Below are 15,934 nucleotides of genomic sequence, written 5' to 3' on the forward strand. Positions count from 1 at the left end.
AAACGGGCCGCGCCGCACGACCGGGGTTCCGCCGCACGCCACGACGGCAACCGGCCGCACGGCCGGATCGCGGCGACGCCGCCCGCGGCCGGTGGCGAAGACTTCGCCGTCGAGATGGACACCGGGAATCAGCACGGCTCGCGAACCGCAGCGCCGCCGCGCTCGTAGGCTGGAACCACCGCCGACCTCCCCGTCGCAAGGAGACCCGCAGATGCCTGCCCGCACCGCCCGCGTCGTGGCCGCCTCGAACCGCGCCGCCGCCGGGGTGTACGAGGACCGCACCGGCCCGGTGATCGTCGAATGGCTGCGCGCCCGCGGCTACGAGGTGCCCGAGCCGCTGGTAGTGCCGGACGGCGAGCCGGTCGGCAACGCGCTGCGCGGCGCGGTCGCCGACGAGGTCGCGGTGGTGCTCACGACCGGCGGCACCGGTATCAACCCGAACGACCGCACTCCCGAGGTCACCGCGGAGGTGCTGGACCACCCGGTCCCGGGCCTGGCGGACGCGATCCGCGCGGCGGGGCTTCCGCAGGTGCCGACCGCGGTGCTCTCCCGCGGCCTGGCCGGGGTGAGCGGACGGACCTTGATCGTGAACCTGCCGGGCTCGCGCGGCGGAGTCGCGGACGGGCTCGGCGTGCTCGACGGGGTGCTCGAGCACGCGGTGGACCAGCTGCACGGCGGCGATCACGTCCAGGCGCCGGAAGCGCACGCACATCACCACGAGCCGGAGATCGTGCCCACCGACGTGCTGCAGGCCGAGGTGACCGCGGAGCCGCTGAACGTCGAAGACCTGGCCGCGCGGGTCGAGCACCGAGCCGCAGGCGCTGTCGTGACGTTCAGCGGTGTGGTGCGCGACCACGACGGCGGCCGCGGCGTCAGCGAACTCGAATACGTCGGCCACCCCACTGCCAACGACGTGATCCGCGAGGTCGCCGACGAACTGGCCGCGGGCCGCGCGGGCGTTCGCGCGCTGGCCGTGGCGCACCGCGTCGGCAGGCTCGGCATCGGGGACGTCGCGCTGGCCTGCGCGGTCTCCGCAGACCACCGCAAGGAGGCGTTCGAGGTGTGCGCCGAACTGGTCGACGAGGTCAAGCGCCGGCTGCCGATCTGGAAGCGCCAGGTGTTCCACGACGGCGCCGAGGAATGGGTCAACTGCCCCTGATTCTTTTCAGTTGGTGCGGGAACGAAACGGGACCCTGCCGCTGGGGGATGGCGGCAGGGTCCCGAGTGGAGGGGCCTGCCGGTCCGCACGGGGGAGCGGAGCCGGCCGACCTGCTCCGGATCGCCGGGCCGGGCCCGGCGGGTGATCACTTGATGTCGAGCTGCTGACCCGGGAAGATCATGTTCGGGTCCTGCAGCACGTTGCCGTTGCGCTCGAAGATGTCCTGGTAGTTCACGCCGTACTGCTTGGCGATCTTGCCCAGGGTGTCCCCGGTCTGCACGGTGTAGTCCGAGCCGCCGGACTTCACCGCGGACTTCTTGCTGCTCTTCGAGGAGCTGCTCTCGGACTTCTTGCTGCTCTTCGAGGAGCTGTCGTCCGAGGAGCTGCTGGCCTTGCTCGAGCTGCCACTGGTGCTGCCGCTGGTCCAGCTGGTCTTGGAAGTGCAGCCCGGCCAGGCGCCGGGGCCCTGCGCCTGCAGGACCTTCTCGGCCACCTGGATCTGCTCTTCGCGGCTGGCGTCCTTGGCGTTCGAGGCGTACTGCGAACCGCCGTAGGCCTTCCAGGTCGACGGAGTGAACTGCAGACCACCGGAGAACCCGTTGCCGGTGTTGGCGCTCCAGTTCCCGCTGCTCTCGCACTGCGCGAGCTTGTCCCAGTCGGCCGCGTTGGCGGGCGCTGCGATCGCGATCGGGGCTGCGACCACGGCGCCTGCGACGGCGATCCGGGCGGCGTTGCGGGTGACGCTGGAGGTCGAAGGTTTCCGGTGCTTACCTGCGTTGCGAGCCATGTCCCTCTCCTGCCGCGCCTGCGAGTTGAGCCATGTCGGGTTCGGGCTGCTGGCAGCCCGTCCCGGCTCGGGGAGCATCCGCACTCGTGGGCGTTCGGGGCGCCCGTGGTGCTTTCCCGCCCCTGTCCGGTGTGTTCGGTTTCGGGGGTTGGAAGCCCGCCGGACAGGGTTCGGCGCTGCGGACTTCCGGGTCCTTGCTGATCGGTTCGGGGCCGACCGGGGAGCGACACTACGTAACTGTTGGACGAAGCGGAAATCAGAGTTCACGTGACGGTCGTCACAGTAACGAGCGTTCGGGGCCTGTCGATCCCGATCATTTTCGCTGATCAGGGGGCCGTTATCGTCCCGTTTCCGGCCCGATATCGATCACCGTCAGTGAGGCGTGGCTCACCCCTTTAGCGGGCGGGAAACCTGCCCGTCGACGACTCGCAACCTTCCCCGGGCGCCTCGATCACGGTCCTGGCGCGCGTGGATCCGGCTCGCGACGCGATCACGCAGTGATCAACCTAGATTACGCAAAGTAGCAGCGGTTGCTCGGTGGTGTGATCAAATCAGGGAAGATCGGCGAGCTCCATCAAGTCGCAGCACGGGTCGGCCGAGGGCCGTCCGGAGCCGACGTGCAGAGGCGCAGCGGGGCCGCTCGATCGCACACCGCAACATCACTCGTTAGAGCGTGTCAGACACGCGGGGCCATGTTGTATTCGCGCACGCACGCCTGCGCGGGCGGATAAATAAGGAGTAGCGGCGAACCTTGGAGTAGCCGCGCACGCCGCGGCGGGGGCGGCGGTTCAGCCGCCCGCGAACGGCGGCAGCACGTCCAGCTCATCGCCCTCGGCGACCTCGGCCCCGCGGTCCCGCACCGCGACGCCGTTGAGCAGGAAGCTGCACGCGGCGACCACCTGGGCCAGCCGCCTGCCGTGCGAGCTCAGCACGGCATCCACCACGTCCGAAGCCAGCACCGCGCCGTTCGGGAGAGCCGGCGCCACCTGCACCGTCTCTTCGGCCACACCGGCGGCCTCCCGCGCGCCTGCGAAATAGCGCACGCGCACCGCCACCGCTCGGCGTTCGGGTTGCTCCGTGGATCGCGTCGGCACAGCGCTCAACCCCCGATCGCGCTCATCGGCCGGGACGGCTGGGCGAAACCGGAGGAGTCCATCCCGTGTCCGGCCGCCTTCGCCCACATCGTGTCCCGCCACAGCCGGGCCAGTTCCGCGTCGTCCGCGCCGGACCGCAGCGGCCCGCGCAGGTCGGTTTCCGTGGTGGAGAAAAGGCAGGACCGCAATTGCCCGTCCGCGGTGAGCCGGGTGCGGTCGCAGGCCGCGCAGAACGGCCGGGTCACCGAGCCGATCACGCCGACCGTGCCGGGCCCGCCGTCGACCAGCCAGCGCTCGGCGGGTGCCGAGCCGCGCTCGGCCGCGTGCGGGGTCAGGCTGAATTCGGCGGCGAGCTGCTCCAGGATCTCGTCCGCGGTGACCATCTGCGCGCGGTCCCAGCCGTGTTGCGGGTCCAGCGGCATCTGCTCGATGAACCGCAGCTGGTAGCCCTGCTCCAGGCAGAACCGCAGCAGGTCGCCCGCTTCGTCGTCGTTCTGCCCGCGCAGCAGCACCGCGTTGACCTTGACCGGTTCCAGCCCGGTGGACTTGGCCGCGGCCAGCCCGGCCAGCACGTCGTCGAAGCGGTCCCGGCGGGTCAGCTCGCGGAAGGTGTCCGGGCGCAGCGTGTCCAGCGAGACGTTGACCCGGTCCAGGCCCGCATCGACCAGCGCGTCGGCGTAGCGGCCGAGGTTGATGCCGTTGGTGGTCAGCGAGGTCTTCGGGTTCCCGGGAAGTGCGCTGGTGGCGGCGATGACGTCGACGAGGTCCTGGCGCAGCAGCGGTTCCCCGCCGGTGAACCGCACGTTGGTGATGCCCAGTTCGCGCACCGCTAGCGAGATCACCCGGATCATCTCGTCGGTGTCGAGCATTTCCTGGCGCTTCATCCAGGGCAGGCCTTCGGCGGGCATGCAGTAGGTGCAGCGCAGGTTGCACTTGTCGATCAGCGACACCCGCAGGTCGGTGGCCACCCGCCCGAAGCGGTCGATCAGCGCCGGGGTGTCCGGGCGCGCCGAGCTGTCGGTCTCGGCGCGCACCGCCGGGATTCCCAGGTCCACTGCGTTCACAGTTCGACCCTAACCCCGCACGCAGCGGTATTTCGAGCTTCTGCCGATCATGCTTGCACCGGCGGTGAACTGCGCAGACATCCGCGGGAGCGGAGCGATTCCGCGGTTGCGTGGGAAATGGCACTGTTTCAGCCGCAACTGCGGAAGTATTCTGCCCGACTGTGCCGCACTACCGGATATCGGAGGCCGCCGGCCTGCTCGGGGTCAGCGATGACACCGTCCGCCGCTGGGTCGACGCGCGCCAGCTGGCCGCGCAGCGGGACGACGCGGGCAGGCTCGTCGTGGACGGCGCGGAACTCGCCGAGTTCGCGCGTGCGCAGGCCCGATCCGTGCCGGATCCCTCGGGTGTGGGCCGCTCGGCGCGCAACCGGCTCGTCGGGCTGGTCACCGAAATCGTCTCGGACCGGGTGATGTCCCAGGTGGAGCTGCAGTGCGGCCCGCACCGGGTGGTGTCGCTGATGAGCACCGAAGCCGTGCAGGAGCTGGGGCTGCAACCGGGAGTGCTGGCGGTGGCGGTGGTCAAGTCGACCACCGTCGTGGTGGAGACACCGGGAGGCTGATCGTGGGCAAGGGCAAGATCGTCGGCAGGGGCGTCGCCGGGCTGACCGGATTGGCGCTGCTGGCGGGGTGTTCGGCGGCGGGGCAGGAGCAGCCGCAGGGCGAGCGGACGGTGACGGTGCTCGCGGCGGCTTCGCTGACCGAGTCGTTCGACCAGCTCGGGCAGCGGTTCAGCGCCGAGAACCCCGGGGTGCGCGTGCAGTTCGACTACGCCGGTTCGTCCACGTTGGCCGAACAGCTCAAGCAGGGGCGGCAGGCCGACCTGTTCGCCTCCGCGGACACCAAGAACATGACCAAGGCGACCAGCGCCGGAGTCGCCGCGGGCGAGCCGCAGACCTTCGCCACGAACAAGCTGACCATCGCGGTGCCGAAGGGGAACCCGGGCAACATCCGTTCGCTGGCCGACCTGAACGCGCCCGGCCGGGACGTGGTGCAGTGCGCGCCGCAGGTCCCGTGCGGGGCGGCGGCGCAGACCGCGGAGCGGGCCGCCGGCGTGCAGGTGCGCGCGGCCAGCGAGGAGAACGACGTGAAGTCGGTGCTGCGCAAGGTCACCGCGGGTGAGGCGGACGCCGGGCTGGTGTACGTCTCGGACGCGAAGGCCGCGGCCGGGCAGGTCGACTCGGTCGAGTTCCCCGCGGCCGACGCGGCGATCAACGACTATCCGATCGTGCCGGTCAAGGGCGCCGCGGAACCGGAGCTGGCCGCGAAGTTCCTGGAGTTCGTGCGCGGCCCGGCCGGTGCGGAAGTGCTCGGGCAGCACGGGTTCGGGACTCCTTGAGGGCACGACGTCCGTTGCGGGCTGTGGCCGTGCCGGGAGTCCTGTGGCTGCCCGCGGTGCTCGCGCTGGCCCTGATCGTCCTGCCCGTGCTCGGGCTGCTGACCCGCGTCGACGCGGCCCGGTTGCCCGCGCTGCTGAGCAGTCCGGCCGCGCTGGACGCGTTGAACCTGTCGGTGCGCACCTCGTTCGTCGCGACCGCGTTGTCGCTGGTGCTGGGCGGGCCGCTCGCGGTCGTGCTGGCGCGCGCCCGGCTGCGCGGGCTGCGGGTGCTGCGTGCCGTGGTGCTGCTGCCGCTGGTGCTGCCGCCGGTCGTGGGCGGGCTGGCGCTGCTGTACCTGCTCGGGCGGACCGGTCCGGTCGGCGGCCTGCTCGATCTGGCGGGGCTGCGGTTGCCCTACACCACGGCCGCCGTGGTGCTGGCGCAGACGTTCGTGGCGATGCCGTTCCTGGTGGTCGGGCTGGAAGGCGCGCTGCGCTCGGCCGATGCCCGGTACGAGCAGGTCGCGGCCACGCTCGGCGCCGGACCGTGGCTGACCTTCCGGCGGGTCACGGTGCCGCTGCTGCTGCCCGCGCTGGGCTCCAGCGTGGTGCTCACGTTCGCCCGCGCGCTGGGCGAGTTCGGCGCGACGATCACGTTCGCGGGCAGCCTGCAGGGCACCACCCGAACCCTGCCGCTGGCCATCTACACCACCGCGCAGTCCGATGTGGACGCCGCGGTGGCGATGTCGCTGCTGCTGGTGGTGCTGGCGCTGCTGGTGATCGGCCTGGCGGGCACGAAAGCCGTGGAGGGACGCGGGTGAGCGGGCTGCACGCCGAGATCGAGTTCCACCGCGCCGAGTTCGCGCTGCACGCGGAACTGGACGTGCCGCCGGGCGAGGTGCTCGCGGTGCTCGGACCGAACGGGGCGGGCAAGTCGACGCTGCTGTCGGTGCTGTCCGGGCTGCTCGATCCGGACCGCGGGCGGGTGCAGCTGCAGCAGCAGGTGTGGTGCGACGCCGAGCGCCAGATCCACGTGCCCACGCACCGCCGGGGCGTCGGGCTGCTCGCGCAGAACGCGCTGCTGTTCCCGAACCTGACCGCGCTGGAGAACGTCGCGTTCGGACCGCGTGCCGCGGGCGACCGCAAGGCGGCCGCCCGGCAGACCGCGCGGCACTGGCTGGCCGAGGTGGACGCCGCCGAGCTCGCCGACCGCAAACCCGCCCAGCTCTCCGGCGGCCAGGCCCAGCGGGTCGCGCTCGCCCGCGCGCTGGCGGCCGCGCCCGAGCTGCTGCTGCTCGACGAGCCGCTCGCCGCCCTGGACGTGGACGCGGCACCGGCGATCCGCGGCCTGCTGCACCGCGTGCTGCGCGCGCAGCAGCAGCCGACCGTGCTGGTCACGCACGACGTGCTGGACGCGGTGGTGCTCGCCGACCGGGTCGCGGTGCTGGTGGACGGGCGGATCATCGAGCAGGGCCCGACGCGCGACGTGCTCGCCCGGCCGCGGGCGTCGTTCACCGCCCGCATCGCCGGGTTGAACCTGCTCACCGGGCCGGGTGCGGACGGCGGGCTCACCTTCGACGAGATCGCGGTGACCGGTCGGGAAGCCGAGGCGGTCGCTGCCGGGGAGTCCGCGGCGGCGGTGTTCGCTCCGGCGGCCGTGGCGGTGCACCGCGAACGCCCGCACGCCAGCCCGCGCAACGCCGTGCCGGTGCGCCTCACCGGCCTCGAACCGCGCGGGGACGTGGTGCGGCTGCGCGCCGAAACCCGCACCGCAGGGCGGGTGGCGCTGGCCGCCGACGTGACTCCGGCGGCCGTTGCCGATCTGGGGCTCGCGCTCGAAGACCAGGTTTTCTTCGTGGTCAAGGCCACCGAAGTAGCCATCCACCCCCTTTCCGATGGATCATCGGTCCCGTGACTGAGGTAGCGCCCTGGACGTACTTGATGGACATGGACGGCGTGCTCGTGCACGAGGAGCACATGGTGCCCGGAGCGGACCGGTTCCTAGCCGAGCTGCGCGAGCAGGGACTGCCGTTCCTGGTGTTCACGAACAACTCGATCTACACCCCGCGGGACCTGCGGGCGCGGCTGCTGCGCAGCGGGCTGGACGTGCCGGAGTCGGCGATCTGGACCTCCGCGCTGGCCACCGCGCAGTTCCTGGAGCAGCAGCGGCCCGGCGGTTCCGCGTTCGTCGTCGGTGAATCGGGGCTGACCACGGCCCTGCACAACATCGGCTACGTGCTCACCGACCGGGACCCCGACTACGTGATCCTCGGGGAGACCCGCACCTACAGCTTCGAAGCGATCACCAAGGCGATCCGGCTGGTCGAGGGCGGTTCGCGGTTCATCGCGACGAACCCGGACGAGAAGGGGCCGAGCCGGGAGGGCACGCTGCCCGCGACCGGTGCGGTGGCCGCGCTGATCGAGCGGGTGACCGGGCGCGGGCCGTACTACGTCGGCAAGCCGAACCCGCTGATGATGCGCTCGGCGCTGCGGGCGTTGGGCGCGCACTCCGAGAACACGCTGATGATCGGCGACCGGATGGACACCGACGTGCGCTCCGGTCTGGAGTCGGGCTTGCAGACGATCCTGGTGCTGTCGGGCATCTCCGGCGAAAGCACCGCGGAGCTGTTCCCGTACCGCCCGACGAAGGTGATCGGCTCGGTCGCCGACCTGGTCGGGAACACCAGCAACCCGTTCGCCATCTGAGCCCGGCCGCGGCCGATTCGCCGGTGGTGGACCCGTCCACCGGCCTATCGGTCCGGAGTGGGGGGCCGTTCGCGAACAGGTCCCTCACTCCTGGTGCGACCGGGGTCAGCGGCCCGGGAGGGCGCGCGGGTCGTCGGAGTCGACGATCTGCTTGCCCATCGGCAGCAGCGAAACCGGGATGAGCTTGAAGTGCCCGACGCCCAGCGGGATGCCGATGATCGTGACGCACAGCGCGACGCCGGTGAGCAAGTGCCCGAGCGCGAGCCACCAACCGGCCAGCACCAGCCAGAGCACGTTGCCGAGCCCGGACATCGCGCCCGCGCCCGGTTCGTCCACGAGCCTGCGGCCGAACGGCAGCAACGCGTAGTTGGCCATCCGGACCGACGCGATGGCGAACGGGATCCCGATGATCGTGATGCACAGGATCAGCCCGGCGAGCAGGTAGCCGAGCGACATCCAGAGCCCGCCGAAGATCAACCAGACCACGTTCAGCAACAAGCGCATGATCACCATCGTGTCAGGCGTGCTGCGGCCGGGCTTCCGGCGGTGACCCCGAGTCGTCCCGGAGGGCGACCCCGAGGCACCGGGCCGGGGAGTCAGACCCGGAGGTCGCCTTCCAGCACGGTGACCGCCCGCCCGCGCAGCGCCACCCGGTCGCCGCGTGGCGTCGCCCGCACGAATCCGCCGCGCGGCGACGCCTGCTCGCCCACCAGCTCGCCGTCGCGTCCCAGCTCGGCTGCCCAGTAGGGCGCCAGCAGGCAGTGCGCCGAGCCGGTCACGGGATCTTCCGGGATGCCCGCGCCGGGCGCGAAGAAGCGGCTGACGAAGTCCACCCCCGGTCGATCACCGGGCGCGGTGACCACGACGGCGCGGAACGGCAGCTGCGCCACCGCGGCCAGGTCAGGCGCGACGTCCCGCACCTCACCGGCGGTCGCCAACCGCACGAGCAGGTCGGAGCGGCTCGGCGCGGTCTCGGTGACCGTGACGCCGGGGAGCGCGGCGATCAGCCCATCGGGCGGCTCGGCCCGGTCGGCCGGGTTCGCGGGGAAGTCCATCCCGATCCAGCCGCCACCCTCGTCGGTGCAGGTCAGCTCCCCGCTGCGGGTGCTGAACCGCTGGGTCCCGCCGAGCACGTGGGCACTGGCGAGCGTCGCGTGCCCGCACAGGTCGACCTCGGTGGCGGGGGTGAACCAGCGCAGCGGTTTCGGTTCGGTGCCGTCGAGCACGACGAACGCGGTCTCGGCGTGCTTCATCTCCGCGGCGACGGACTGCATCCAGGCGTCCGGAGCGGGTGCGTCCAGCAGCACCACGCCTGCCGGATTGCCGCTGAACGGTGTCTCGGTGAAGGAATCCACAACAGCTATGCGCACGCGGGTGAGCGTAGAACGCCTGCCCCGCCGCGGTCGCGATCATTTTCCGCCGCCATCGCAGCGACTCCCGCCCCGTGCAGCAGCCGGACCCGGCGCTGAATCGGTCCCGCGCGGAGGCCGCAGTCCACCGAGGACACTCCGGCCCTCGATTTTTTGCGAGACAGACGTAATCATGAGTGCCTTGCGTCACGCCCAGCGTTGGGGAGGTCACTGTGGACACCGCCGGACATGCCGCGATCAGCTACGACTCCGGGATTTCGGACGTCCCGCTGCTCGGCGAGACGATCGGCGCGAACCTGGACCGGATCGCCGCCCGCTTCCCGGACCGCGATGCGCTGGTCGAGTACGAGCGGGGCCGCCGCTGGACCTACCGGGAGCTCGTTGCCGACGTGGACGCGCTGGCCCGCGGCCTGCTGGATGCCGGGATCGGCAAGGGCGACCGGGTCGGCATCTGGTCGCCGAACCGCGCGGAGTGGACGCTGACCCAGTACGCCACCGCCAAGATCGGGGCGGTCCTGGTCAACATCAACCCCGCGTACCGGCTGCACGAGCTGGAGTTCGTGCTCGACCAGGCCGGGATCCGGATGCTGGTCTCCGCGCAGCGGTTCAAAAGCTCCGACTACGCAGCGATGATCGCCGAGGCCCGCCCGAAGTGCCCGGCGCTCGAACAGGTCGTGCTGTTCGGCGACGCCACCTGGGACGGGCTGTTCGAGCGCGGGCGGGCGGCCGACCCGGGCGGACTCGCCGCCGCGCAGGCCGGGCTCAGCGCGGACGACCCGATCAACATCCAGTACACCTCCGGGACCACCGGGTTCCCGAAGGGCGCGACGCTGTCGCACCACAACATCCTGAACAACGGCTACTTCGTCGGTGAGCTGTGCGGCTACACCGAGGCCGACCGGGTCGCGATCGTGCCGCCGTTCTACCACTGCTTCGGGATGGTGATGGGCAACCTGGCCTGCACCAGCCACGGCTCGGCGATGATCATTCCGGCGGAGGGCTTCGATCCCGGCACCACCCTGTCCGCGGTCGCCGCGGAGCGCTGCACCTCGCTGTACGGGGTGCCGACGATGTTCATCGCCGAGCTGGACCACCCGGACTTCGCGAGCTTCGACCTCGGTTCGCTGCGCACCGGGATCATGGCAGGCTCGCCCTGCCCCGCGGAGGTGATGAAGCAGGTCATCGAGCGGATGGGGATGGCGGAGGTGGCCATCTGCTACGGCATGACCGAAACCAGCCCGGTCAGCGTCCAGACCCGCGCGGACGACTCGCTGGACCGCCGGGTCTCCACCGTCGGCCGCGTCGGCCCGCACCTCGAGGTCAAGATCGTCGACCCGGTCACCGGGCTGACCGTGCCGCGCGGCGAGCCGGGCGAGCTGTGCACCCGCGGCTACTCGGTGATGCTCGGCTACTGGGAGCAGCCCGACAAGACCGCCGAAGTGATCGACCGGGCGCGCTGGATGCACACCGGCGATCTGGCCGTGATGGACGAGGCCGGATACGTCAGCATCACCGGGCGGATCAAGGACATGGTCATCCGCGGCGGTGAGAACGTGTACCCGCGGGAGATCGAGGAATTCCTCTACACCCACCCGGACATCCTGGACGCGCAGGTCATCGGCGTTCCGGACCAGCGGTACGGGGAAGAGCTGATGGTGTGGGTGCGGCTGCGCGACGGCGCGGCGGAGCTGACCGCCGAGGCGCTGCGGGAGTTCTGCAGCGGCAAGCTCGCGCACTACAAGATCCCGCGCTACGTGCACGTCGTGGACGACTTCCCGATGACCGTCACCGGCAAGGTCCGCAAGGTCGAGATGCGCGAGCAGGCCAAGACCCTGCTGGACCTGCCCGCGCCGGCCGAGTGAACGGACCGCTCGTCCCAATGGGCCGGGCGATCCGTTCGGTCCGCGGGAAACCGCTCAGGTGGCGGCGAGTTCGGCGGCGTCCTCGGCGCCGAACTGCTCCTCCAGCTGCTCCGGCGAGGCGTCCACGTCGATCTTCGCCAGCGACACCCCGCGGGCCGAGGAGATCGCCCCGAGCCGCCGACCGGCGCGGTCCGATGCGTAGGCGCTGAGCTCCTCGGTCTTGAGCTCGAACGGCCGCACCTCCGGCGCGTCCGCGGGCTGCCACTCGATCAGCGTCATCGCGTGCGGCAGCAGCTCCTGCATCATCTCCTCGACGGCGTCCCAGTTGCGCTCGTCGGCGGCGACGTGCCTGCGGCAGGTGAAGGTGCCCCACGCCATGTGCCTGCGCTCGTCGTCGCCGATGTGCCCGATCAGCTGCTGCATCCCGGGGAACAGCCCGCGGCTGCGGCAGATCTTGTTCCAGGCGTAGTAGCCGGTCAGCGCCAGCGAGCCCTCCACGACGTGGTTGTAGGTGACCGAGGCGCGGATCTGGTTGCGCGGGCTCGGGTCGGCGTCGAGCGTGTGCAGCACGCTCGGCAGCACCTCGTAGAAGATCGTGCGGTAGCCGGGGTTGTCCTCGACGTACTCGTTGAGGTTCTCGGTCAGGCCCACGGCGTCCATCCACAGCCGGAACGCCTGGGTGTGCTTGGCTTCCTCGTACATGAACTGGGTCAGGTACATCTCGTCGCCGAACCGGCCTTCGGCGGCCATCGCGGAAAGGAACGGCTGCAGGTCCTGCGTGACGGCTTCCTCGCCCGCGATGAACTCGGCGCACAGCCCGGCGACGCTGCGCCGCTCCTCGTCGGTGAGCCCGGCCATGTCCCGCGCGTCCTGCTCGAAGTCCAGCTCGGCGGGGTTCCAGAACTTCGCGTTGCCCTTGGTGAACAGCCGCAGCGGCAGCGAATCCCAATTCAGGCCGCCCGGCCGCAGGGAGTGGAAGTCGTCGCGGTGCTTGCTGTCGTTCGTGGTGGTCGTCATCGGCCTGCTCCAGCTCGCACGGGGAAATGTGTGAGTCACATTACAGGGGCGATTTTCGGTACTAAACGGTTTCGCGTCAAGCTCGATCGGTTCCGCGCCGAGCCGGTCGCTCGCTTGCGTAGCCTGCGTTCGTGACCACCGTCGGCTTCGACCTCGACCTGACCCTGATCGACCCGCGACCCGGGATGATCGACGTGTTCGACCGGCTCCGCGCGGAGTTCGGCGTAGCGCTGGACGGCGAGCACTTCGCCGCGAACCTCGGCCCGCCGCTGCCGGACGTGCTGCGCGGCTACGGCTTCGACGAGCCACTGGTGCAGCGGCTGGTGCACCGGTTCCGGGAGCTGTATCCGGACCTCGTCGTCCCCGCGACCCGCGCGATGCCCGGCGCGGACGAAGCGCTGCGGGCCGTGCGCGCACGCGGCGGGCGCACGCTGGTGATCACCGGGAAGTACGAGCCGAACGCGGCGTTGCACCTGAAAGCGCTGGACTGGTCCGTCGACCGGCTCGCAGGCGAGGTCTTCGCCGCGGCCAAGGGCGAGGCGCTGCTCGCGGAGCGGGCCGGGATCTACGTCGGCGACCACCTCGGCGACATCGTCGGCGCGAAAACCGCCGGAGCCGTCGCGGTCGGCGTCGCCACCGGCCCCTACGACGCGGCGGCCCTGGCCGAAGCGGGCGCGGACGTCGTGCTCGGCGACCTCACCGAATTCCCGCGGGTGCTGGCCGAAGCCGCGTAGGGGTCAACGCCGGGCGCGCAGCACCGCGCCGAGGACGCCGACGATCAACCCGGCCGGAGCCAGCAGCGTCGCCAGGTTCAGCCACAGCGGCAGGTCCGTGCGGCCGGTCGCGTAGAGCCCGAACACCACCAGCACCGCCAGTACGCCCAGCGCGAACAAACCCACCGCGACGGGAAGAACGACCGGCCGGGACGTCGAAGCACTCATGCCGCCAGCGTATGCCGCCGCACCCGGCGACCTGCCGGTGACCGCAAGGTGAAAGACCCGGAGCCGTCTTGTTTCGGACAGGTACCCTTAAACTGGCGCGTCCCGGGCACGCCTTGCTGTTGCACCAGCATCTCCACGGCGAAACCGGGGCGCGTTCGTCGTGCCGGGGCCGGTACCGCCCGCGGTTGGAACCCGGGCGACGTGCAGTGACGAGCAGACAGACCCGCTCGCTTCCGGCCCGCCCGGTTCGCGGAGGAGTGCGGGCCGGGCAGCGACAGGGAACGGTGAGGACAGTGCCGACCGGCAGGGTCAAGTGGTTCGACGCGGACAAGGGCTTCGGCTTCGTGACCCAGGACGGCGGGGAGGACGTCTACGTCCGTTCTTCGGCGCTGCCGGAGGGTGTCGAGACCTTGAAGTCCGGTCAGCGGGTGGACTTCGACATGGCGCAGGGGCGCCGTGGCCCGCAGGCACTGCGGGTGCAGCTGCTGGACCCGCCGCCGTCGGTGGTCGAGGCGCGCCGCCGCCCCGCGGACGAACTGCACGGCATGGTCGACGACATGATCAAGCTGCTGGAGTCGAAGGTGCTGCCGGACCTGCGCCGCGGCCGCTACCCGGACCGCAAGGAAGCCAAGCAGATCGGCAAGGTCGTGCGCGCCGTCGCTCGTGAACTGGACCCGGGCGCTTAGTGCTGCAACGGAACGCATAGCGGGTTTCTCGCGCGAGGTCACCGAGCGCTCAACCTTCGACGGCTGAACGTGAGCGCAAGCAGGCCCACCCGGGACGTTCGGCCGGGTGGGCCTGCTGGTTCTCGTGGACTGGCGGTGCCGGCTCCGGAATCGCGGCGTGGGTTCCGCCGTCGTGGGATGCGGCTGCCGTGGTCGGCCGGTGCGGGCTCGGTTGCCGGGACCTGCCGGATCAGGACTCCTGCAGCGCGGAAACCTTCCGGCGGGGCATTCCCAGCCGTCCCTTGGTGACGGCCAGCATGATCAGGCACAGGACGGTCATCGCGATCACCGCGTCGCCCATGCCTTCCGAGCCGAATGCCGCGACCTTGAGTCCGGAGGCGGTGTTGACGCCGGCGTGGGCGATGACCACGGTGAGCAGGCCGCCCCGCGAGAAGTTGTAGATGTTGCCGAAGGCGACGCAGAAGGTGACCACGAGCAGGACGTAGATCGGCATGGACGTGCCGGCCTGCGAGGTTGCCTGGATCTCCCACAGCGGGGCGTGCCACACGGCCCAGATGATGCCGAGCACGACGTTCGAGGCGAACGGCGGGAGCGCGGACTGCAGCCGGGGGAGGGCGAAACCGCGCCAGCCGAGTTCCTCGTTGCCACCGCCGGCCAGTGCGATGAACAGGAAGGTCGCGGGCGCGCTCAGCAGCGCGGCGTGCAATGCGGCTTCGTTGATCTGCTCGCCGCGGAGCAGCAGCGGGATCAGCCCGGACGCCGCGATGAACACGCCCGGAGCCAGCGCGAGCAGGTAGGGCAGGAACCAGCGTCGTCGGCGTGGCGAGTACCGCCGGAACAGGGCGCCCACTCCGGCCTTGCCCTGCGTCGCGGCGGTGACGGCCACTGACGCGAGCGCTGGGCCGAAGCTGCCGGTGAGGACGAAGACCATCGGGTTCACGCCGGAGATCAGGGTGCTCGCGTACCAGAGGCTCCAGGAGAAGCCGAACGCGATCAGGAAGAACGCGGCGAGTCCGCGGGGCGGGAGGGTCCTCGTGCGGGCCAGGTCGACGGTGTCCGCGGGGAGCTGTTGCGCGTGCTTGTCGGTGTCGGCGGGGAGCTGTTGCGTGTGCTCGTTGGTGATCATGTGGAGAAACATACACTGTAGGTCGATTCTCCTACAACGTATGTCTCGGTTACCCTTGTTCCATGTCCGAAACACCCTCTGACCAGCAATGGGACAGCGTCTTCCACCGGCCGCAACGGCAGCGCCGCTCGGAATCAACCCTCAGTCGTGACCGAATAGTTACCGCCAGCGTCGCGCTGCTCGACCGGGACGGGGCGAGCGCGTTGACCATGCGGAAGGTCGCGGCGGAATTGGGCGTGCACGCGACGAGCCTGTACTGGTACGTGCAGCGCCGGGAAGATCTCATCGACCTGGCGGTGGACCACGTGCTTTCGGAGGCCGCGGGGAACCTCCCCGGCGACGACGTGCCATGGGACGTCGTCGTCTTCCGGGTCGCCAAGCAGTACTACGCCTCGTTCGCCGACCATCCCTGGGTCGCCGGGTTCGCGGGTACGCGACCGCTGATCGGGCCGAACGCGATGGCGCTGTCCAACCGGATCGTCACCGCGTTGCGCGAGTCCGGGGGCGTCGAGAAGGACCAGATGATCGCCGCCACCGCGATCTCGCAGCAGGTCCTCGGTGCGGCCACGACCGCCGTCGTCCTGCGCGGGTTGAAGCTGGGGAATTCGGCCGAAGCCGCGGACGAACTCGCCGCCGCGGTGGGCACACCGGAGACGCTCGGCATCTGGATCCCGCCGTTCGACGACGTGCTGGAGCTGCTGGTCGACGCCATCCGGGCCAGGCTCGGTGCCGCGAGTCCGGAGAAGAACGCTTGACGCGCGCCGCTGACCATCGATCAACCTCAGCGCCCGAGCACGTCACCCGCCG

At 70.8% G+C, this 15,934-nt stretch carries 18 protein-coding genes and 1 pseudogene; 11 read left to right on the top strand and 8 right to left on the bottom strand.

Annotation, left to right across the window (positions count from 1 at the left end):
* Positions 1-211: 211 nt before the first annotated feature.
* Positions 212-1,159, top strand: coding sequence for a molybdenum cofactor biosynthesis protein MoaE (locus INP57_RS02785; protein WP_200068381.1), 948 nt, complete (start codon positions 212-214; stop codon positions 1,157-1,159).
* A 145-nt stretch (positions 1,160-1,304) separates the two neighbouring features.
* Here the strand turns inward: INP57_RS02785 and INP57_RS02790 are convergent, their stop codons facing one another.
* From INP57_RS02790 to moaA, 3 genes are all read right to left on the bottom strand, one after another.
* Positions 1,305-1,946 (bottom strand): LysM peptidoglycan-binding domain-containing protein, encoded by a 642-nt coding sequence (locus INP57_RS02790; protein ID WP_200068382.1) that lies wholly within the window; start codon positions 1,944-1,946, stop codon positions 1,305-1,307.
* A gap of 788 nt (positions 1,947-2,734) precedes the next feature.
* Positions 2,735-2,989, bottom strand: a complete 255-nt coding sequence (locus tag INP57_RS02795; protein ID WP_307849867.1) for a MoaD/ThiS family protein — start codon at positions 2,987-2,989, stop codon at positions 2,735-2,737.
* Between the two features lie 56 nt (positions 2,990-3,045).
* Entirely contained in the window at positions 3,046-4,104 is a 1,059-nt protein-coding gene (gene moaA / locus INP57_RS02800) for a GTP 3',8-cyclase MoaA (protein WP_200068383.1), read from the bottom strand.
* A gap of 161 nt (positions 4,105-4,265) precedes the next feature.
* Between moaA and INP57_RS02805 the strand changes: the two genes are divergently transcribed.
* From INP57_RS02805 to INP57_RS02825, 6 genes and pseudogenes are all read left to right on the top strand, one after another.
* Entirely contained in the window at positions 4,266-4,664 is a 399-nt protein-coding gene (locus tag INP57_RS02805; RefSeq protein ID WP_200068384.1) for a TOBE domain-containing protein, read from the top strand.
* Between the two features lie 2 nt (positions 4,665-4,666).
* Entirely contained in the window at positions 4,667-5,440 is a 774-nt protein-coding gene (gene modA, locus INP57_RS02810) for a molybdate ABC transporter substrate-binding protein (RefSeq protein WP_307849868.1), read from the top strand.
* A 29-nt stretch (positions 5,441-5,469) separates the two neighbouring features.
* Positions 5,470-6,240 carry an ABC transporter permease gene (locus tag INP57_RS02815; protein ID WP_200068385.1) on the top strand — a complete coding sequence of 257 codons (771 nt, stop codon included), beginning with the start codon at positions 5,470-5,472 and terminating at the stop codon, positions 6,238-6,240.
* Positions 6,241-6,296: 56 nt separating this feature from the next.
* Positions 6,297-6,719: pseudogene (locus INP57_RS30620) on the top strand (ATP-binding cassette domain-containing protein); the annotation flags it as partial.
* 363 nt (positions 6,720-7,082) lie between these two features.
* Positions 7,083-7,334 carry a TOBE domain-containing protein gene (locus INP57_RS30625; protein WP_445326510.1) on the top strand — a complete coding sequence of 84 codons (252 nt, stop codon included), beginning with the start codon at positions 7,083-7,085 and terminating at the stop codon, positions 7,332-7,334.
* 26 nt (positions 7,335-7,360) lie between these two features.
* Positions 7,361-8,125, top strand: coding sequence for an HAD-IIA family hydrolase (locus INP57_RS02825; RefSeq protein ID WP_200068703.1), 765 nt, complete (start codon positions 7,361-7,363; stop codon positions 8,123-8,125).
* Positions 8,126-8,230: 105 nt separating this feature from the next.
* Here INP57_RS02825 and INP57_RS02830 read toward each other — a convergent pair whose 3' ends face one another.
* On the bottom strand, positions 8,231-8,629 hold the full coding sequence (locus INP57_RS02830) for a YccF domain-containing protein (RefSeq protein ID WP_200068387.1): 399 nt from the start codon (positions 8,627-8,629) through the stop codon (positions 8,231-8,233).
* 92 nt (positions 8,630-8,721) lie between these two features.
* Complete coding sequence (locus INP57_RS02835) at positions 8,722-9,495, bottom strand: PhzF family phenazine biosynthesis protein (RefSeq protein ID WP_200068388.1); 774 nt, start codon at positions 9,493-9,495, stop codon at positions 8,722-8,724.
* A gap of 212 nt (positions 9,496-9,707) precedes the next feature.
* On the opposite strand from INP57_RS02835, the gene INP57_RS02840 reads away from it, so the two are divergent.
* A complete protein-coding gene (locus INP57_RS02840; RefSeq protein WP_200068389.1) occupies positions 9,708-11,357 on the top strand; it encodes an AMP-binding protein in 1,650 nt (549 codons plus the stop codon).
* Positions 11,358-11,411: 54 nt separating this feature from the next.
* On the opposite strand, the gene INP57_RS02845 is transcribed toward INP57_RS02840, so the two are convergent.
* Positions 11,412-12,374, bottom strand: a complete 963-nt coding sequence (locus INP57_RS02845; RefSeq protein WP_200068390.1) for a R2-like ligand-binding oxidase — start codon at positions 12,372-12,374, stop codon at positions 11,412-11,414.
* A gap of 131 nt (positions 12,375-12,505) precedes the next feature.
* On the opposite strand from INP57_RS02845, the gene INP57_RS02850 reads away from it, so the two are divergent.
* Entirely contained in the window at positions 12,506-13,108 is a 603-nt protein-coding gene (locus tag INP57_RS02850; RefSeq protein ID WP_200068391.1) for an HAD family hydrolase, read from the top strand.
* A 3-nt stretch (positions 13,109-13,111) separates the two neighbouring features.
* On the opposite strand, the gene INP57_RS02855 is transcribed toward INP57_RS02850, so the two are convergent.
* On the bottom strand, positions 13,112-13,315 hold the full coding sequence (locus INP57_RS02855) for a hypothetical protein (RefSeq protein ID WP_200068392.1): 204 nt from the start codon (positions 13,313-13,315) through the stop codon (positions 13,112-13,114).
* A gap of 293 nt (positions 13,316-13,608) precedes the next feature.
* On the opposite strand from INP57_RS02855, the gene INP57_RS30180 reads away from it, so the two are divergent.
* Positions 13,609-14,001 carry a cold-shock protein gene (locus tag INP57_RS30180; RefSeq protein ID WP_200068704.1) on the top strand — a complete coding sequence of 131 codons (393 nt, stop codon included), beginning with the start codon at positions 13,609-13,611 and terminating at the stop codon, positions 13,999-14,001.
* 229 nt (positions 14,002-14,230) lie between these two features.
* Here INP57_RS30180 and INP57_RS02865 read toward each other — a convergent pair whose 3' ends face one another.
* Entirely contained in the window at positions 14,231-15,127 is an 897-nt protein-coding gene (locus INP57_RS02865) for a CPBP family intramembrane glutamic endopeptidase (protein ID WP_200068393.1), read from the bottom strand.
* A gap of 62 nt (positions 15,128-15,189) precedes the next feature.
* Here INP57_RS02865 and INP57_RS02870 point away from each other — a divergent pair, with 62 nt between their 5' ends.
* Positions 15,190-15,882 carry a TetR/AcrR family transcriptional regulator gene (locus INP57_RS02870; protein ID WP_200068394.1) on the top strand — a complete coding sequence of 231 codons (693 nt, stop codon included), beginning with the start codon at positions 15,190-15,192 and terminating at the stop codon, positions 15,880-15,882.
* Positions 15,883-15,934 lie beyond the last annotated feature (52 nt).

This window comes from Saccharopolyspora galaxeae, from assembly GCF_016526145.1.
Taxonomy (GTDB): domain Bacteria; phylum Actinomycetota; class Actinomycetes; order Mycobacteriales; family Pseudonocardiaceae; genus Saccharopolyspora_C; species Saccharopolyspora_C galaxeae.